General features: G+C 28.0%; 25 protein-coding genes and 1 pseudogene. 12 read left to right on the top strand and 14 right to left on the bottom strand.

All coding sequences use genetic code 11. From position 1 onward, the window contains the following. Nucleotides 1–427 precede the first annotated feature (427 nt). The 6 genes from FMM58_RS08825 to FMM58_RS00025 all read left to right on the top strand — a co-directional run bounded on the left by FMM58_RS08825 (nucleotide 428) and on the right by FMM58_RS00025 (nucleotide 5,440). Entirely contained in the window at nucleotides 428–571 is a 144-nt protein-coding gene (locus FMM58_RS08825) for a hypothetical protein (protein WP_223810126.1), read from the top strand. Nucleotides 572–976: 405 nt separating this feature from the next. After that, a complete protein-coding gene (locus tag FMM58_RS09280) occupies nucleotides 977–1,051 on the top strand; it encodes a hypothetical protein (protein ID WP_150139272.1) in 75 nt (24 codons plus the stop codon). A 133-nt stretch (nucleotides 1,052–1,184) separates the two neighbouring features. Next, complete coding sequence (locus FMM58_RS00015) at nucleotides 1,185–1,391, top strand: hypothetical protein (RefSeq protein WP_150150843.1); 207 nt, start codon at nucleotides 1,185–1,187, stop codon at nucleotides 1,389–1,391. Nucleotides 1,392–1,638: 247 nt separating this feature from the next. After that, on the top strand, nucleotides 1,639–1,785 hold the full coding sequence (locus FMM58_RS08540) for a hypothetical protein (protein WP_190317905.1): 147 nt from the start codon (nucleotides 1,639–1,641) through the stop codon (nucleotides 1,783–1,785). 360 nt (nucleotides 1,786–2,145) lie between these two features. Then, entirely contained in the window at nucleotides 2,146–2,322 is a 177-nt protein-coding gene (locus FMM58_RS08545; protein WP_190317906.1) for a hypothetical protein, read from the top strand. Nucleotides 2,323–5,251: 2,929 nt separating this feature from the next. Then, nucleotides 5,252–5,440: a hypothetical protein gene (locus FMM58_RS00025; protein ID WP_150150846.1), complete on the top strand. Its 189-nt coding sequence runs from the start codon at nucleotides 5,252–5,254 to the stop codon at nucleotides 5,438–5,440. A 368-nt stretch (nucleotides 5,441–5,808) separates the two neighbouring features. Here the strand turns inward: FMM58_RS00025 and FMM58_RS00030 are convergent, their stop codons facing one another. Genes FMM58_RS00030 through acpP form a run of 3 tightly spaced genes read right to left on the bottom strand, consistent with a single transcriptional unit; the run spans nucleotide 5,809 to nucleotide 8,233 of the window. Then, on the bottom strand, nucleotides 5,809–6,762 hold the full coding sequence (locus FMM58_RS00030; RefSeq protein WP_150139217.1) for an acetyl-CoA carboxylase carboxyltransferase subunit alpha: 954 nt from the start codon (nucleotides 6,760–6,762) through the stop codon (nucleotides 5,809–5,811). A 1-nt stretch (nucleotide 6,763) separates the two neighbouring features. Beyond that, nucleotides 6,764–7,978 (bottom strand): beta-ketoacyl-ACP synthase II, encoded by a 1,215-nt coding sequence (locus FMM58_RS00035; RefSeq protein WP_150139218.1) that lies wholly within the window; start codon nucleotides 7,976–7,978, stop codon nucleotides 6,764–6,766. Nucleotides 7,979–7,999: 21 nt separating this feature from the next. Beyond that, nucleotides 8,000–8,233 carry an acyl carrier protein gene (gene acpP / locus FMM58_RS00040; protein ID WP_150150849.1) on the bottom strand — a complete coding sequence of 78 codons (234 nt, stop codon included), beginning with the start codon at nucleotides 8,231–8,233 and terminating at the stop codon, nucleotides 8,000–8,002. Nucleotides 8,234–8,339: 106 nt separating this feature from the next. On the opposite strand from acpP, the gene tenA reads away from it, so the two are divergent. Further along, nucleotides 8,340–9,002, top strand: coding sequence for a thiaminase II (gene tenA, locus FMM58_RS00045; protein WP_150150852.1), 663 nt, complete (start codon nucleotides 8,340–8,342; stop codon nucleotides 9,000–9,002). On the opposite strand, the gene FMM58_RS09050 is transcribed toward tenA, so the two are convergent. From FMM58_RS09050 to pseI, 4 genes and pseudogenes are all read right to left on the bottom strand, one after another. After that, nucleotides 8,999–9,562, bottom strand: a complete 564-nt coding sequence (locus FMM58_RS09050) for a DUF2920 family protein (protein ID WP_150180272.1) — start codon at nucleotides 9,560–9,562, stop codon at nucleotides 8,999–9,001. The genes tenA and FMM58_RS09050 overlap by 4 nt on opposite strands. Before the next feature lie 6 nt (nucleotides 9,563–9,568). Continuing rightward, nucleotides 9,569–9,988: pseudogene (locus FMM58_RS09055) on the bottom strand (DUF2920 family protein); the annotation flags it as partial. 66 nt (nucleotides 9,989–10,054) lie between these two features. After that, nucleotides 10,055–10,462 (bottom strand): pyridoxamine 5'-phosphate oxidase family protein, encoded by a 408-nt coding sequence (locus FMM58_RS00055; protein ID WP_150150862.1) that lies wholly within the window; start codon nucleotides 10,460–10,462, stop codon nucleotides 10,055–10,057. A gap of 56 nt (nucleotides 10,463–10,518) precedes the next feature. Then, nucleotides 10,519–11,550 carry a pseudaminic acid synthase gene (gene pseI / locus FMM58_RS00060; protein ID WP_150150865.1) on the bottom strand — a complete coding sequence of 344 codons (1,032 nt, stop codon included), beginning with the start codon at nucleotides 11,548–11,550 and terminating at the stop codon, nucleotides 10,519–10,521. Nucleotides 11,551–11,613: 63 nt separating this feature from the next. Here pseI and FMM58_RS00065 point away from each other — a divergent pair, with 63 nt between their 5' ends. Genes FMM58_RS00065 through FMM58_RS00085 form a run of 5 tightly spaced genes read left to right on the top strand, consistent with a single transcriptional unit; the run spans nucleotide 11,614 to nucleotide 14,592 of the window. Further along, nucleotides 11,614–12,078: an aminotransferase class I/II-fold pyridoxal phosphate-dependent enzyme gene (locus FMM58_RS00065; protein WP_150180241.1), complete on the top strand. Its 465-nt coding sequence runs from the start codon at nucleotides 11,614–11,616 to the stop codon at nucleotides 12,076–12,078. Nucleotides 12,079–12,118: 40 nt separating this feature from the next. After that, nucleotides 12,119–12,634: a hypothetical protein gene (locus FMM58_RS00070; RefSeq protein WP_150180242.1), complete on the top strand. Its 516-nt coding sequence runs from the start codon at nucleotides 12,119–12,121 to the stop codon at nucleotides 12,632–12,634. A gap of 8 nt (nucleotides 12,635–12,642) precedes the next feature. After that, nucleotides 12,643–13,305, top strand: a complete 663-nt coding sequence (locus FMM58_RS00075) for a class I SAM-dependent methyltransferase (protein WP_150180243.1) — start codon at nucleotides 12,643–12,645, stop codon at nucleotides 13,303–13,305. After that, complete coding sequence (locus FMM58_RS00080) at nucleotides 13,302–13,982, top strand: CDP-alcohol phosphatidyltransferase family protein (RefSeq protein WP_150139228.1); 681 nt, start codon at nucleotides 13,302–13,304, stop codon at nucleotides 13,980–13,982. Before FMM58_RS00075 ends, FMM58_RS00080 begins: the two co-directional genes overlap by 4 nt. Continuing rightward, a complete protein-coding gene (locus FMM58_RS00085) occupies nucleotides 13,969–14,592 on the top strand; it encodes a class I SAM-dependent methyltransferase (protein WP_150180244.1) in 624 nt (207 codons plus the stop codon). Before FMM58_RS00080 ends, FMM58_RS00085 begins: the two co-directional genes overlap by 14 nt. Here the strand turns inward: FMM58_RS00085 and hypA are convergent. The 7 genes from hypA to FMM58_RS00110 all read right to left on the bottom strand — a co-directional run bounded on the left by hypA (nucleotide 14,582) and on the right by FMM58_RS00110 (nucleotide 18,154). Then, on the bottom strand, nucleotides 14,582–14,926 hold the full coding sequence (gene hypA / locus FMM58_RS00090) for a hydrogenase maturation nickel metallochaperone HypA (protein WP_150139230.1): 345 nt from the start codon (nucleotides 14,924–14,926) through the stop codon (nucleotides 14,582–14,584). The genes FMM58_RS00085 and hypA overlap by 11 nt on opposite strands. Then, nucleotides 14,927–15,916, bottom strand: coding sequence for a hydrogenase expression/formation protein HypE (gene hypE / locus FMM58_RS00095; protein WP_150180245.1), 990 nt, complete (start codon nucleotides 15,914–15,916; stop codon nucleotides 14,927–14,929). It lies immediately after the preceding gene. A gap of 70 nt (nucleotides 15,917–15,986) precedes the next feature. After that, on the bottom strand, nucleotides 15,987–16,157 hold the full coding sequence (locus tag FMM58_RS08550; RefSeq protein WP_190317908.1) for a hypothetical protein: 171 nt from the start codon (nucleotides 16,155–16,157) through the stop codon (nucleotides 15,987–15,989). Between the two features lie 113 nt (nucleotides 16,158–16,270). Continuing rightward, on the bottom strand, nucleotides 16,271–16,636 hold the full coding sequence (locus FMM58_RS00100; RefSeq protein WP_150139232.1) for a hypothetical protein: 366 nt from the start codon (nucleotides 16,634–16,636) through the stop codon (nucleotides 16,271–16,273). Next, nucleotides 16,623–16,748, bottom strand: coding sequence for a hypothetical protein (locus FMM58_RS09060; protein WP_263312774.1), 126 nt, complete (start codon nucleotides 16,746–16,748; stop codon nucleotides 16,623–16,625). Before FMM58_RS09060 ends, FMM58_RS00100 begins: the two co-directional genes overlap by 14 nt. A 55-nt stretch (nucleotides 16,749–16,803) precedes the next feature. Next, nucleotides 16,804–17,889, bottom strand: coding sequence for a hydrogenase formation protein HypD (gene hypD / locus FMM58_RS00105; protein ID WP_150139233.1), 1,086 nt, complete (start codon nucleotides 17,887–17,889; stop codon nucleotides 16,804–16,806). After that, the gene (locus tag FMM58_RS00110; RefSeq protein ID WP_150139234.1) at nucleotides 17,873–18,154 is read right to left on the bottom strand and encodes a HypC/HybG/HupF family hydrogenase formation chaperone; all 282 of its coding nucleotides are present in this window, start codon (nucleotides 18,152–18,154) and stop codon (nucleotides 17,873–17,875) included. The genes hypD and FMM58_RS00110 overlap by 17 nt, the downstream gene beginning before the upstream one ends. Between the last annotated feature and the right edge of the window lies 1 nt (nucleotide 18,155).

Here is an 18,155-nt window from a genome sequence, read left to right on the forward strand (position 1 = left end):
AAAAATTAAAAAATTGTTTAATGCTTTAAAATTATAAATTTAAAGTATTAATATTACTTAAAACTATCACCTAAATCTCAAAAAATCATTAATTATAAAACTTTAATATGCTTTGTTGTAGCTTAAAAACATTTTTAATCCCAAAAAAGTTTGAAAAATACAAGTTTCAATACAAAAATTGATAATTTTTAAACTTTTTTAAAGTTTATTAAAGGATAAAAATGAAAATAACAGTTGTGATTCTAGTTAAGGCAAATTCATCAAGATTGCCAAATAAAAATATCTTACCCTTTGGAGAAAATGAAAATTCGCTTACAAGAAAAATTATATAGGTAAAAGATTCAAAAATATTTTCAAGTATCATTGTAAGTAGTGGTAGTGAGCTTATACTTGATATGGCTAAAAATATGGAAGTTGAAGTGATTTTGTGTCCCAAAAATATGCTGATAAAAGCAGACTATTTGGCGAATTTTTGATTTATTTGTGCGATATTATAAAAAATGGACATTTAGCACAGACTTGTGCTATTTCACCTTTTTTATATGAAAAATTAATGCAAGAAAAAAATTAAGTTACGAAAATGCTTTGCAAAATGATTTTGATAGCTTGATAACTTAAGCATTATGTGCTTTATGATAAAGGTCCATTAAATTATAAAATGGGTTTAAAACATAAAAATTCGTAAGATTTAAAGCATTTTGATTTATTTACAAATGGAATTTTATTTGCCCTATTAATAATATGAAAATTTGGCATTATAATTATGGTCCTAGGGTTTTTCGTTTTGAAGTTAATCAAAAAAAAGTATTGATATAAAATATGATTATTTAGCAATATTTGGTTTTCTATATGAAAATAAGCTTACGAGAGTATAAATGTATAAATTTATACTTTTTGCCTATTTTGTTAAGTTGCGTCTTGAAAATTTGAGACGTAATTTCAGCAATATAATTCAAGTAGATTTCTAGGAAAGTCTTTGGGTGATATTTTAGGTAAGTTTATGATTTGGTGGGTTTATCAAAATGCTAAAAAATCAAATATTAAAAAATAGTAGTTGCTAGTGACAATGAAAGAATAATAAAAGTTTGTGAAGACATTTTAATCCCTTGTATAAAAACCAATGAATTTGAAAGTGCTACTTCTAAGATTCATGCAGTTAGTTTAATTGAAAATGCAGATTTTATATGCAAATTAACGCAGATGAATCATTGCTTAGTGCTAGTTTAATAAATAAAATTTTATCAAATAAGCAAATTATACATAATAAAGAATATGTTTTAAATTTAATTCGCAAGCTTATTTATATGCTTGATAGTTCAAATATAAAGATTGTTTTTGATGAATATTTAAGGCCTTATATATATCTAGAATGTCTATTTTATATCATTTAAAAGGATTAATTTTAGTTATTATAAATATATAGGAGTTTTAGCTTATAACAAAAAGGCTTTAGAATTTTTTGTAAATACTAAACAAGGTTATTTAGAAAGCATTGAAGGACTTGAAACGTTGAGATTTATTGAAAATAATAAAGAATTTATTTATGTAAAGGTTGAAGAATGTAAAAGTTTATCTGTTTATACTTTGAAAGATTTAGATATGATAAGAATCACAATGAATGCATAAAATGAAGGTCTTATGATAACACAAAAAAACAAACTTCTTTTGTGTTTTGCTTCAACCGTAGGACATTTAAATTTAATAGAATATCATTTGCAAATTTTAAAACTACTTGGTTTTAAAGATGAAAATATAGTATTTGCATTAAAAAAGATTGGGTTTTAAATTTTGAAAAATTAAATCTTGGTGTTGAAATTTTAGAAGTTGATAATATTAATAAAAAAAGCTTTAATGTTTTATTTTTGTAAAATAAAACATTTTTAAACGGACTTTTAATAATCAATGGCAATACATTTTTTGAGCTTAAATATATAGAAAGATTGATTTTAATAGTGATTAAATAAAGGTTTTAGTAGAAAAAAAGAAATAGTTTTTATACAAAGGGTTTATCGCTTATTGTAGAAAAGGATGAAATAAAGTAAGTGCTAAAAAGCAGATAATTTTACCTTGGATTGCATATTATGGGGCTATGTATCTTAATGATAAAGATATTTTAAAGCTTAAAAAGCAAATAAAGTATTAAATTTGCCTTATATTGAAGTTTTAGTTAATCATCTTTTGATTAGACCTAAAAAAATAGATATTAATAAGACAAATGATAAAGAACTTAAGGGTGATTTTTTTGCTGGACTTTTTAAGATAAATATTAAAAAATTTGCTGATACAAATGGAAATGAAAAATTAATAGCAAAGATTAGGTAGCTTAAAGCCGTATCAAAGAATTTGCAAAATCACTTGCCTATTATTTTAGATTATAAGATTAGTGACAATGAATCGTGGTTTTCAATGCCTTTTTATGATTTATAAAATTTAAGAAAAAAGATTATTGAGAATAAATTTTCTACTGAAAAAATTTTATATTTTAATTTTTAAAATTTATATAAGATTGTTTTATTTAAAGCAAATAGTAATTTGGTTGACGCAAAGCATTTTCAAAGGGTTTTTAAAAGACTTGAAAAGATAAAAAATATCAAAGCTTTTGATTTAATATTAAAAAGTAAAAGTATAAAGATTAATAATAAAACTTATCCAAATTTATTAAATTTAGTACAAATTTTACATAGTTTTGAACAAAAAATACGCTTTTTTAGTCTAAAAAATTTAGTAATGTGCATGGAATTTTACACTTTCAAAATATGTTAATTGACGATGATAACGATGATTTTATTTAACTGTTTCTAGAGATGAGTTAGAAGGGTATGATATATACCATAATTTTGGAAAATTATGGTATTTTTTTTGATGGACTTTATGATTTAATACGTACAGATCTTTCAAAGGCAAGTTTAATTGCAATAAGTAAAGTGTAGTGAATTTATACTTAAATTAGGTGATGAAAAATTGCTTTTAAATTATGCAAAGATTAAAAAAAGCAATGCGAAAACTTATCGTAAAATATCCTTTGTCACAATATGAATATTATGAATTAAAAATAAAATTTACACAAACTATGCATTTTTCATAGTTAATGTGGTTTCATTTAAAATATGATGAAAAAGAAAGTCGTGCTTTGTGCCTTTATTTAACAGCTATTTTGCTTAATTTTGATTTAGTAAAATCGCTTAACGGGGCTTTATAGAAAATGCATTTTAATTTATATTTGTTGTTTGTATATTTTATTGGTGCAAAAATATTACTAAAAACTTTGCCTAAAATACTAGAATACGTTTTGCTAGATAAAATAAATTATTTACATAATAAACTTGAAAAATATTTAAAAAGACAATTAAATGATAAATTTGCAATAATTCCAAGACAAGATTAAAAAAATATCTTAGTGTGCTTAATTCAAAAAGCATTATTATTTTAAAGAATGATTTTTTGCTTTATAAAGAATTATTAAAAAAATACAAAAACATTAATATAATTATATTAGAACAGACAAATAACTTTAATTTTAAAAAGTTTTATAGTATCATTTTTATAAAATATTCAAAGCTATGTGCCTTTGATGAAAAACAAGATGAAATTTGTAAAGGTTAAATTTTAGCCGATGAGTTTGCATATAAACTTTGTTTATATGTTATAAATGGTGAAACAATTAATTTTAATTGTTTAGATAAAGACATTATAAGCTATAAACAAAAATATTGTTCTTTAAGATTGTTATATAAAAATGATGCAAATGATATTATTTTTTAATCAAAATGTAGGTGATTTTCGTATTAACTTAGAAAAAAAATTGGCAATATTTTTAAACAAAGATAATTTAAAAATATTGATTATATAGTGCTTGTGCTATCAAGCGGGATATTTTATGTTGTTGGTTTATCGTCCTACCTTCAAATTTCATTTTTACCAGCTTTAAAAAAAAGATACAAGTAAGCGAAAGGGCTTTTGAGATTGAAAATGTAGAAAGAGTTATCTTTATAAAAATATGTAACTTAGTTTTCATTTGCTTGAAAATAAAAAAAATCATTCTTGTTGATGAGGCTATTTTTACAGGTGCTATTAAAGTTGATATGTTATAATTGCAAGATAGTAAGGTAGATGAAATTCATTTAGCCTTGCTTTCTCCAAAATGTTTTAATAAATGTCCTTATTTAGTCTAATCTTAAAGAATATTATTGCTTAATAAAATTAAGAAGATTTTATTGAAAAATATTTTAATGTTAAATCTGTTAATTTTTTGCCTTTATTAGAATATGAAAAAACATTAAAAAATATAAATGAAAATTTATATTATGAATGCTTTAAAGATATATAATGTTTAGTGCTATTATTCCAATTAGAAAACAAAAGATAATTTATAAATAAGGTCTTTAAATCACGCAAATTTATTGCAAATAAAGATAGATTTTTTGAAAAGAAATTGATTTAATTAGTGAAATTATTATAGCTAGTAATGACAAGAATTTACAAAAATATATTGATTTAATGCAGGTTAAATTTATTTTAGAAATAAAAAAAAGTGGCGATAATATAGAATTTATGACTAAAACATTGCTTTAAATTTAAAAAATGAACACATAATTTATACACCTTATGCTACTTCTTTGTTTGATACAAAGCAGATTAAAAATGATATTGATGAGTATTTGAATTTAGATTTTAGTATTTATGATTCTTTAATTACTTGTGTTATTTCACAATCTTTTATTTTATAAAAATGGTCCTTTGCATTTTAACGCACATTTTTATACAAATTTAAAAAATCTTTCTAAGCTATATTATTGGTAAATGGTTGTTTTATTATGTCAAAACAATTAGCTTTAAAATATAAATATCAATTGTAGATTATACTTTAAGGGATGGTGTTTATATTAACAAGGGCTTTTTAGTGAAGAAAAAAATTAAAGCAATTATTCAAGGCTTGATAATTTCTAAAATAGACATTATTTAGATTGGTTTTTTGCAAGATTGCACTGCCAATAAAAATGCTATTTTTTAATAGTATAAAGATATCGATACTATTTTAAAAGAATTTGATAAAAAAGAGTCTAAAATTTCTATGATGATTAGAGTAGATAGATGCGAATTTTCAAAATTTCAAAGTTTTAAATATATAAACTTTGCAATAATAGCCCTTTATAAAGAATATTTAAAAGAGGTTAAAAAATACGCTACTTAGGCTATAAACTTTTTTAATCCAATAGCTATTATAAAATATAACAAGGATGATATTAAATTTTTGCTTGATGAGTGTTTACAATTAGAATCTTTTGGAATCTCTCCTGTAGATACCTTTGGAAGTTTTAACTTAGAAAATTTTAACTCAATTTTACAAATTTTTGATGAAAATATACCTAATAATTTTACACTTACACCAAAACTTAAATTTAGCCTTGCCCTTAGCTTTAAAGGCAAAAGAAAGTATTAAAAATAAAAAAACTTGTTATCGATTGTTCTATTAGTGGTATGGCTATGGTAATTTGCCAACTGAACTTTTAGCTGGTTTTGTTAATGATTATGACAAAGAACTTTTGTTTGATTTAAGTGAACCTTGTAAGGAATTTAAAAAGATAAATGAATGAGGATATAATCCAATTTATGCTTATAGTGCCTTGCTAAATATAGATAGAACATATCCTAAGTTATTTTTTAGAAAAAAGCTTTGTTGGTGCTAAAAATATAGCATTGCAAAAACTTGTAAAGGAAAAAAACTTATGAGATAAATTCGAACTTATAAATGCACAAAATACTATTAAGGAAATTAAATTTTAATTTCCTTAATTTAGTAACTTTTTTCTACTTTTCCTTTAAATTCACTTCGTTATAAGCCCCAAGTTGGAGAATTTTTTGCATTCTAGCTGCAACTAGTTCTCGCACGTCCATTTTTTGAAGTTTATCAAGGGATTTTTTAACATAATCAGCTATCATAACAGCAGCAGCTTCTTTGTTTCTATGAGCCCCGTTAGTTGGTTCGTTTATCACATCATCAATTAAACCCTGTGCCTTTAAATCATCAGCCGTTACTTTCATAGCCTTAGTAGCCGCCTCGCTTTTTGTAGGGTCATTCCATAAAATAGCAGCACATCCTTCAGGTGATATCACAGAAAAAACCGAATTTTTCATCATTGCTAATTTATCAGCAACGCCTATAGCTAGGGCCCCTCCACTACCTCCTTCTCCAATTACAACAGCGATTGTAGGGGTTTGCAAGTCGCTAAGTTCGTATAAATTCGTAGCAATGGCCTCGCTTTGTCCTCTTTCTTCTGCCCCTATGCCAGGGTAAGCCCCCGGGGTGTCTATTAAAAACAAGATAGGAATTTTAAATTTTTCAGCCATTCTAGCTACCCTTAAAGCCTTTCGGTAGCCCTCAGGATGAGGCATTCCAAAATTTCTAGCTATTTTTTCCTTAGTTCCTCTTCCCTTTTGTTCGGCTATTACTATGATTTTTTTATCGCTTAAATAGCCCATAAAGCACACTATAGCAGGGTCATCCCTAAATGTTCTATCTCCATGAATTTCATAAGCATCGCTTAAAATAAGCTCTATGTAATCTAGTGCATAAGGTCTATCAGGGTGACGAGCAAGTTGAAGACGTTGAAAGTCGCTTAAATTTTTATATGTTTTTGAAATTTCTTTTTCTAAATTTTTTTTCAAAATAGCAACAGCATCGCTATCGCCTTTAATTTGTGCATTTATAATATCTTCGTCAATTTGTTGAATATTTTTTTCAAAATCTAAATAAGAAGCCATTTTACTCTACTTTTTTAAAAATTATACTACCATTTGTACCACCAAAGCCAAAAGAATTACTCATCACTACTTGTAAATTTGTCTCTTTTGCCTTGTTTGGCACATAGTCAAGGTCACATTCTTCATCTTTAATAAATTGATTTATAGTAGGTGGAACTATATTTTTATTTAAAGCCATAATGCTAATAACAGCCTCAATAGCCCCAGCAGCACCCAGGCAATGACCAATCTGTCCCTTTGTAGAACTAATCAAAGGAATTTTATCCTTAAAAACTGCCTTAATTGCTGCAGTTTCGTTTTTATCATTTACAGGGGTTGAGGTACCATGGGCGTTTATGTAATCTACATTAACATTACCAGCCATTTTCAAAGCCTTTTGCATAGCCATCATAGGACCTTCAAGGGTTGGCGATGTGATATGATAAGCATCAGCACTTTCACCAAAGCCTATTAACTCAGCATAAATTTTAGCCCCTCTTTTTTTAGCCTCTTCGTATTCTTCAAATACTAAAGCCCCGGCACCCTCACCCATTACAAAGCCATCTCTTTCCTTATCAAAGGGCCTAGACGCAGTGGCAGGGTCATCATTTCTAGTAGATAAGGCTTTCATAGCAGCAAATCCACCAATGCCTACAGGACAAATGGCAGCTTCTGCCCCCACTACTAGCATCTTACTAGCACAGCCTAAAACTATGCTTTTATAGGCCTCGCCTACTGCATGCGTACCTGCGGCACAAGCTGTAACGCAAGATATATTTGGTCCTTTTAATTTATATTCTATAGAAATAATACCACCAAGCATATTTACAAGGGCGGAAGGAATGAAAAATGGGGAAATTTTACGAGGTCCTCTTTGTTCGCAAATCACCGAATTTTTTTCTATATTCGGCAAGCCACCAATCCCAGCAGCTGAAACTACGCCAAAGTCATCTAAATTTAAATTCTCATCAAAATTTGCATCACTCATGGCCTCTTTTGCTGCTTTAATGCCAAGTTGTATAAAGCGGTCAATCTTCTTAATCTCTTTACCATCGACTACTTGCAAGGGGTCAAAATTATCAATCTGCGCAGCGATTTGTACTGGAAATTCACTAGCATCAAAAAGGCTTATTTTTTTAACGCCACTTTTACCATCGCAGATATTTTTAAAAGAACTTTCCCTATCTAAACCAAGTGCATTTATCATTCCAATGCCTGTAACTACTACCCTTTTCAAGAATATTCTCCGGCTAAAAAACTATTTTTTCAAATTTTCAATATAATTTACAACATCTTCTATTTTAATAAGCTTTTCAGCATCTGCATCAGGAATTTCAATCTCAAATTTTTCTTCTAAAGCCATGATTAACTCAACCACATCCAAAGAATCAGCACCTAAATCTTCAATAATCTTAGATTCAAGCTTAACAGCATCTGCATCTATACTTAACTGCTCTACTACAACTGCTTTCACATCGTCAAATGTTGCCATTTGTTTCTCCTTAAAATAAATTTGAATTGCTATTTTACTATTAAAAAACTTAAAATTATTTATAGTTTTTTATTATACTATTAAAAATCTAAAAAAAGGAAAGAAAATGTTATTCAAAAATTTAATTAGCAAAAACACTGAAATTTGGGATTCTTACCTGCACCATGACTTTGTAAAAAGGCTTGAGAATCAAAGTTTAGATAGGGAAAATTTTTTGTTTTATTTAAAGCAAGATTATCTTTATTTAATAAATTATGCAAAGTGTTATGCAAGACTTGCTATAAATGCAAATAATGCTAAAGAACTTCGTTTTGCTATGAAATTTCAAAATTATATAATAAATGGCGAGTTAGAACTTCACAAAAGCATTTTAAATTTAGGCATAGATGCAAATAACTTAAATTTAAAGGATGAAAGCTTAGTAAATTTAGCCTATACGCGTTATATGCTAAGCGTTGGAGAAAGTGGGGATTTTTTAGATATGTTAGTAGCACTTAGTTCTTGTGCTATAGGCTATGCTTATATAGGAAAGGAAATTTTTGAAAACTTAGGCGAAGAGACCTTAAAAACTCATATTTATAAAGAATGGATACTAACTTATGCAGGAGAGGAATTTCAAAGTGAAACTAAGGAATTTGAAGATTTTTTAAATTCTTATACTTCAAAGATTAGCGAGACTAAATTTGAAAAATTAAGTCAAATTTTTCATGTAGTAACTAAGCTTGAAACTGCCTTTTGGCAACATGCCTTAGATAAAAAAATGTTTTAAGATTTTTTCTGGCATGTTAGTTTTATCTTATTTTTAGCTTCACTAAAATTATAAAAGTACTCATCCGTTTCATAAGTGATTTGTTTTTTTAGCTTTGGCGGGGTGTAATTCTTAAATTCTTCAAGCAGGGGTGGTAATTTCTTTTGTATAAGTGTCTTTAAGGACATAGCCATTCCATGCCTTAGGTTTTTAATAAATTTGCCATCAATGTCTTTTTTATCTTTTGCCACAAATAAACGGGTCTCAAAGCCTAAATTTTTTAAACACTCATAAAGCTTAATCTTTTCATGATAAGGAGAAATATCTTTATCAAATATTGAATGATAAGAGATATATTTTGATTTTGGGTAAGCACTTTGAGTTTTTAAGTGTTCTTCATTTAGTATATTTCTAATTTGTCTACGAGAAGGTGAGAAAAAATAAGGGTGTTTTGAATTCATGGTCCATAAGGTTTTATCATGGAAAGAAGTTATAATATGATATTCATTAGTCTCGCGTGTATAGTGTATAAGTATCATTGAAGAAAATCTAGTATAATCTATCTCTTTTCCAAGTCCCATAATGCCAAAATTATTATATTCATTTCTAGCAGGTATTAAACTAGTACTAAGTTTTAGTATAAATTTGTTTAAAATCTTAGCTTCTTTTTTCATTTTTATAATATGGCAATTAATTCTTGCAATAGTATTTTTAATACTTTGTGTATCTTTTATATCATCATCACTTATAGGAAAATCAATACTCTTACACGCTGTTTTTAATATAAATTTATCTATATAATCATAATCTAGCGTGGCTCCAAGTGGTTCTATATTTGCAATACAATGATAATCCACACTGCAAACTGCTACTGGATATTCGCTAGTTGTAAATTTGGCTAGTTTGTCCTTATACTTATGATTACTATCTTCTCCAAGCCCAGAAGATATAAAAAATAAGGCCTTTATCTCTTTTTCATCATCAAACCATAAATTAAAATGAAGTTTTGAGTCCCTTTTTTATGTTTAATTCTTCATCGTTACAACTTGTGATATTATAATCAAGCGTTTTTATTATTCTTTAAAACTTTCAAAGGAATTATCAAGCCCTTGTTTTCTTGCACTTAAATTTGCTAGATAAAAAACTTCAAAGTTAGGATTTTCAGGGCTTTCATATAAATTTTTTAAACTTGGATATTTTTTAAACATGGCTTCTTTTACTATTTTATTATCTTCAAAAATAGCATTTGCCCTTAATCTTAAAAAGGTCCCTTCCTTGTCGCAATTACAAAATTCTATGCCATTGTGATTTTTAATATGCTTAAAAAGCCCCTTAGTATTTGAGGTGCAAAAATATATTTTATTGTCAAATAAAAGTGGACTTTGCATAGGTCTTAGTCTAGGATTACCACAAGTTCCAAGCGTAGCTAAAAAGCAAGGACCATTTTCATCTAAAAATTTGTATATATATTCTAAATTCATGTTGTTTCCTTTTATAAAAAATTTTCTTAGTAATTTTAACTTAAATTCTTAACAATTTACTCAAAATCACTTTCTTTTAAGGCTGTGCCAAATTCTATATTTTTTGTAGCCTTTTTACCTAAGATAATACTTAAAAAACTAGGGTGAAGTCCAAAATTTGGCCTAACGCTTTTAACATTTTCTAGGCTAAAAAGTTCTCCTTTTTTAATATTTGCACTTGCATATAAACTTCTTGCAAATTCGCGATTTTTAAGGCCTTTTTGAGTAAGTTCTAAACTGCCTTCCCCAAGCATTTTTTCAGCCTGCCTTACTGCATCAACCATGCTTTTAAACTCATCAAAATCAAGGCTAAAGGCACTATCTTCGCTTTTTATAGACTTATCTATAACAAAATGCTTTTCAATAGCCCTTGCCCCAAAGGCTACTGCCATAACAGGTGCTAAAAAACCTGGGCTGTGGTCACTTAATCCAACTTCTACATTAAATTCATTTTTTAAGCTTAAAATCGCCCTTAAATTTAAATCTTGTGCTAGGGCAGGGTAAGCAGAGGTGCATTTTAAAAACATTAAATTTTCATTGCCCTCACTTTCAAAAATTTCTTTTATTTTTTTAAGTTCATTTATGGTGGCAATGCCCGTTGAAACTATGCTAGGCTTTTTTTCCTTAGCTATTAAACGAATGAAATTTTCATCATTTGCCTCAAAAGACGCTATCTTGTAGGCTACAGGGTCAAAGCGTTTTAAAAATTCAATGTCCTTTTGGCAAAATGGGCTTGAAAAGCATAAAATTCCATTATCTTGTGCGGCCTCAAAAATTTGAGAATGCCACTCATAAGGCGTTTTCGCACTCTCATAAAGTTCGTATAATCTTCTTTTATCCCAAAGTCCACCCTTAATCAAAAAATCATCCTTATCACAATTTAAAGTAAGGCTATCAGGGGTATAGGTTTGAATTTTAATAGCATCAGCCCCTGCCTTTTTTGCCATGGTTATACTTTTTAAAGCTAAATCTAAGTCCCCTGCGTGATTTGCTGAAAGTTCAGCTATGATAAATACTTTCTCATTTGTATCAAAATTTGCTATTTTCATTTACTATCCTAAATTTAAACTTTGTAAAATTATATAATATTTTGTTTTAATCAAAGGATAAAAATGAATGCATTAGAGAAAAAAATAGCCCTTAGTTTTAAGGTGAAAAACGCACTTTTTACAGGGTCTGGTACTACTGCTTTATATCTTAGTTTTTTATATTTAAAAAGACTAGGTAAAAATAAGATTTTAATACCAAGTATGGTTTGCTCACAAATTACTTGTGCAGCGATTAAGGCAGGTTGTGAGGTAATATTTTGCGATGTTAATTTAAAAAATTACACACTAGATTTTAAATCTTTAATTGAAATTTATAAAAAACAAAAAATTGATTGCATAGTTTTAGTGCATATTTATGGGCATTTTTGTGATGAAAAAATAATTGATTTTGCTAAAAAGCATAGTATATTTTTACTTGAAGATTGTGCCCAAACCTATAAGGTAAATAAAAAATGTGATTTAAGCATACTTAGTTTTGGACATACTAAATTCCTAGAAAATAGGCAATGGGGGGGGTATAGTAAGTAATAAACTTAGCTTAAATTTTTTAAAGAAAGAAAATAAAAAATTGCCCTTAAAAGAAAATTTCTTACAAAAATATGATGAATATAGACATAAGTATTATAGTTTAGATAAAAATAGTCCAAAGTATTATGAAAATTTAAAAAATTTATTACTTGAACATACTTTTTTCTTTAAAAGTAAAGAAAATCCTTTGATATTTAAAAGGTTAAAAGAACTTGATAAAATTTGTAAAAACAGAAAGAAAAACTTAAAAATTTATGAATCAATATTAAAACATAAGCTTATTAAAAAGCCTATTTTATCAAAAGATTGCATTCCTTGGCGCTATACTTTTAGATTGCTTAATAATAGAGAATTTATCTTAGAAGAACTTAGAAAGGCAAATATTGATTGTTCTTCTTGGTATATACCAAATCATTTGATTTTTTCTAGGCAAAATTTAAAAAATGCTGAACTTTTAAATAAAGAAATTGTAAATTTATGGCTTAATATAAGTACTAAGAAAATAAGGCAAAATTGTTTTTTTATGTTACAATTATTAAATTCTTTAAATTGTTAGGAGTAAATATGCAAAATCAAGAAGTATGGCATAACAATCATGCACAAAAAAGGCATCAAATAAAATACCCTCATCACACGGTAATTCCTTTTGTTTTTAAAAATTATAAGAAAAAGGATAGGATTTTAGACCTAGGTTGCGGGGCAGGTAGGCATGTTAAATTTTTAGCTGAAAATGGCTTTAAGGCTTATGGGATGGATTATTCTAAAAATGGCGTAAAATTTACTAAAAAGCTTTTAAAAAAGCACTCTTTAAAGGCAAAAATAAAATTATCAAGTGTGGATAATATCCCTTTTAAAGATGATTTTTTTGATGGTTTAATTTGTATAGGCGTACTTGATTATAATAATGAAGAGATTATACAAAAGGCTGCAAATGAAATTTATAGGGTTTTAAAAAAGGGTGCTAAGGCCTTGATAATTTCAAGGAATATCCAAGATTATAGATACGAAAAGGCTGAAAAATTAAGCAAGAATTATACTATCATTAGAGAAAGCAATCCTAGTCTTTCAGCATATGCAGAAAATGGAATGAATGCACATTTTTTTGATGAAGAAGAAGCAAGGTTGATATTTAAAAATTTTGAAAAAATAGAGATAAATGTACTTAGAACTTCTTATCAAAATAACACATTTTGTGATGAAAGCTTCATAATAATCTTGCAAAAATGAATTTAGATGAAAAATTAAAAAAAGACCAAAGGCTTGAAAGCAAGAAAAGCTACTATCTTAGCGAATATTTGTTAAGGGTTTTAATCATACAAAAATTTATTTTATTACCCTTAGCAAAAACTAAAATAACACCTAATCAAATAACCATACTTGCTGGAATTTTTGTTTTAATTTCTTTTGTTTTTATAAGCTTAAAAATGGCATTTGTGGCTGGAATTTTCTTTTTATTGTATGATTTTTTAGACCACATTGATGGCATGTTAGCAAGATATAAAAATATGTCAAGCAAATTTGGAAAATTTCTTGATGAATTTGTAGATAACATAGCCTTTAATGGTGTTTTTATCTTAATCTTTTTTTGTTTTGAAACTAATTTATACGCCCTTATTTTTATCTTATTTATTATGAATTTACACGGAATTATAGCTAGTTTTGTAATAGTTCCAAGGCTTAAAAAATTAAAAACTATAAAAAGATTTGGCTTAAAAAAATTTCTTTTAGACAGGGGTTTTATTTTAGGCATTGATGCAAGTTTATTAAGCTTTTTAATAGCCCTTTCTTTATTTACTAAGTACTTTGACGCCTTTTTTATCTTAATAGGACTTATTTACGCATTTGACATAGTTTACAGACTTATTGAATTAAAGAGAAACGAGATAAAAAATGAATCAAGATAGAGCGTATTGGAGTAAGTTTTACAAAGTTCATAAAGAACCTTTTAGCCATTCTTTATTTGCTGATTTTGTGCTTAAATTTTTAGGCAAAAATGAAAAAATTTTAGAACTTGGCTGTGGCAATGGCAGGGATAGCGTATTTTTTGCAAAAAAAGGTTTTGAGGTTTTGGGTGTTGATTTGTGTGAAAGTGAAATTTCTTTCTTGCAAAATCACTACGCAAATGATAAATTGACCTTTTTATGTGCAAATTTTTGTGAGTTAAATTTTGTCAATGAATTTAGCCTTATTTATTCTCGTTTTACCTTACATAGCATAAATAAAGATGATGAAAATAAGCTTTTTTCGTGGCTAAATAAGGGTTTAAAGAAAGGTGGCAAATTTTGCGTTGAGGTAAGAGGTAAGAAAAACTCACTCTTTGAAAAGGGTGAAAAAGTAAGCGAAGACTCTTTTATATATGAAAATCATTATAGAAGATTTTTAGATTTTAACGAACTTAAAATTAAGCTTAAAAATTTGGGTTTTGAATTATTGTTTAGCGAAGAAAATAAGGGCTTTGCACCCTTTAAAAATGAAGATGATTTTTTTATAAGAATCATAGCTATTAAGTCATAATTAAACGCATTAAATACATATCCTCTCCACTAAGCACCTTTAAATCAATGCTATCACATTTTGGACACCTAAAAATATTTTTTTCTAAAATGCTTTTTTTATCACAGCTTAGACAATGAATTTCAAATGGGGTTATCTCAACACTTAGCAAGGCATTTTTACAATATATACTACCTTCTTTAAAGCTATCAAAGCAACGTTTAAAAAGTTCAATCTCAATTCCACTTAGACGACCTATTTTAACGACAATTTCTTCAATCTTACTTGCATTTTTAACTCTTGCATTTTCTTCGCAAAGTTCTATTAAAGAACTGACAATGGAAAGTTCGTGCATTTAGCAAATTCTAGGCAATAACTCACCCTTAGGGCTTTCTAAAAATCTTTTAGCCCCAAAGGCAGTTTGTAGAATAACGCGTGAGTTTTTTTCGTTTAAAATTTCCCCTATTAAATTTGCATTTTTATTAAAATTTTGCAAAATTTCTAAGGCTTTTAAACTATCTTCTTTTTCAACGCAAAGCACAAAGGTTCCTTCGTTTGCAAGCTCGTATGCCTCGTATCCAAAAAGCTCACAAAGTCCTTTAACTTCATCTTGGATTATGATTTTTTCTTCATATATTAAGATATCATTTAGGCCCTGTTTTGCCCATTCATTAAGCACTCCACTAAGTCCCCCACGCGTTGCATCACGCATAGCAATTATTTTTACATTAGCATTTAAAAGGCTTAAAACTTCATCTTTTAAGCTCTTACAATCACTCTTAATACTTGCATCAAGATCGTTTCTTTTTATCAAAACACTAGCCCCATGCCTGCCTATATCTCCACTTATTAAGATATCAAGTTCGTTTTTTAAATTCTTACACTCGCATTTTTTGATAACTTGTCCTAGCATAGTGGTATTTATATAAATTTTATCACCCTTATCCTTTGGAACTACCTTAGTATCGCCACAAACTATTTTTATATCATTTTTTATACATTCTTCTTTTATGCTTTGTAAAATTTTTTCAAATTCATCAAAGGAAAAGCCCTCTTCAATGATAAAGGCTAAACTCATAAACAAAGGCTTTGCCCCTACCATTAAAATATCGTTTGTGCTTCCTACAACGCAAAGTTTGCCTATGTTTATATCCTCATCTAAAAAAAGAGGAGAAAGGGTAAAACTATCTGTGCTAAGTGCGATTTCATCAGCTTTTAAGCTTAAAATCGCACTATCATTTGCAGCCCTTAAAATTTCATTATCAAAGGTTTTAAAAATGAGTTCTGTTATAAGTTCATTCATTTCTTCACCACCGCCTCCATGTGCGAGTGAAATTTGTTTCATAATCAAGCCTTTTAAAAAATAATCTTAAAAGACACATTTTAGGATTATTGTTTAAATGGTCTTTAAATAATTAGTTTTCATTACAAGATTTTGAGTAAAGCACAGGCGAGACTTGTCCTTTTTTGCGATATTTTTCTGGGATTATTTTATCTTTAAACATTTGTCTTATATATTCTTGGGCTACTTCGCCTTCAAATTCATATATTATCCACATATCTTGAATCAGGTTTCCAATCCCCATTTACCTTATAAACTTCTTTTACTACGTCATTTAAAACGCATAAAACATAAGGATGGTTTTTTGCTCTTTGTGGGTCAATTTTCCAAGCAAAACGACAGGTTTCATAATACCCACTATCTAATGTTTTGCATTGTAATTCTTTTATCGATTTTATCTTGTCTAATTTTTATAATCATAAATTTAGACGTGTTTTTATTTTCTGTAAATACCTTTTTAGAGTAATTTTGTTGTAAAATTTCTGCAACATTGATTCCATGGTCTGCATTTATTCCAGCTACTTCATTATCTAGTGTTCCAAGTCCCTTAAAATCTATAAATGCAGATTCTAATTCTAATGCAGTATTCTCATCATTTAAGCCATGTCTTAAAATCATATGTATAGGACTTAAATCAATGTTAAGTATTTCTTTGATTATTTGAATTTTATTACTTGTTTTTTTTGAATTTATACCTTTCTCAGCTTCTTTAATATTGTTCAAAAACTCTATTTCCCTTGCCTATGCAAAAATAACGTCCATTTCTTGGGTCAATAAGCCCGTAAACATAATAGCCTAATTGTTCGATAATCTCTTGTGAAAATTCTTTTATCATTTTTTCTTCTTTTAAATAAAAAGGATATTGTAAAAAAAAATAAAAAGTCAAGTTTTTAAGCTTTGTAGTATTTATAATAAGCAGCACAGGCACCCTCGCCACTTACCATACAACTTCCTATAGGATTTTTTGGATTGCAAATTTTAGAAAAAACCTTGCAATCATAAGGTTTAGCAAGTCCTTTTAAAATTTGCCCACAAATACAGGTCTTATTTTCTTTTTTGCTTTGAACTTCGCAGTTAAATTTTTTACTTGCATCAAAATCGCTAAACTCATCCTTTAAAGCTAGGCCTCCATTTTCAACAAGTCCAAGTCCTCTAAATTCAAAGTCAACTTCTTTAAAGTATTTTTTAACTAAATTTTGTGCTTTTTCGTTGCCATTTTTGCTAACTGCTCTTTTATATTGATTAAAAACTTCAAAGGTATCATTATTTTTTTGACGTACTATATTTAAAACACTTTCCATTATGTCAACGGGCTCAAAGCCACTTACTGCAATTGGAGTTTTAAATCTTTTTGCAAGTGGTTCATAAATTTTATAACCTGTTATAACGCTTACATGAGAAGGACCTAAAAAGGCATCTATCTTTGCATTTTTATCACTCATTAAACTAATAATGGGCTGGGGTACTACAATATGATTAATATGCAAAAAAACATTTTTTAGCTTTTCTTCTATGATTTTTTCTAAAAGTAGGGCAGTCATGGGCGTAGTAGTTTCAAAGCCTATAGCAAAAAAAATAATATTTTTATCTAAGTTTTCCTTAGCTATTTTTAATACCTCAAGCGGAGAATAAAGTGCCCTTATATCAGCTCCTTTTGCCCTTAAATCAAGCAAGGAAAACTCACTTCCAGGTACCCTTAATAAGTCTCCTAGTGTGCAAAAAATACTATCTTTCATAGTGGCTAATTTTAAGGCTATGTCTATTCTATGGCGAGACATAACGCACACTGGACAGCCTGGACCATGTATAAAATTTATCTCTTTTGGAAGTATTGAAGGCAGGGCAAATTTCATAATAGAATGCGTGTGACCTCCACAAATTTCCATTATATTTATAGGAAATTTCACTTCTTTTTTTATAAGTTGATTTAAGGCTAATATAGTGTCTTTATCTCTAAATTCATCTATGAAATTCATTTAAGCCTAAATCTCCTTCATTTTGACTTATCTCGTTATTATTCATTTTACCAACTATTTCTTGATAGACCTTAATGCTTTCTTGTGCAGCTATTTTATCAATCTTTTCCATAGCCACTCCAACATGAATTAGCACAAAATCACCCACCTTACAAGGTTCACCTATAAGGTCTAAATTTACCTTTCTTTTGACGCCAAGGGTTTGTACTAAGGCGTTATTGTACTCATCTATGTCTAAAATTTCAGAAGGGATTGACAAACACATT

Origin of the sequence: Campylobacter sp. LR291e (genome assembly GCF_008633915.1) — a bacterium.
Taxonomy (GTDB): domain Bacteria; phylum Campylobacterota; class Campylobacteria; order Campylobacterales; family Campylobacteraceae; genus Campylobacter_D.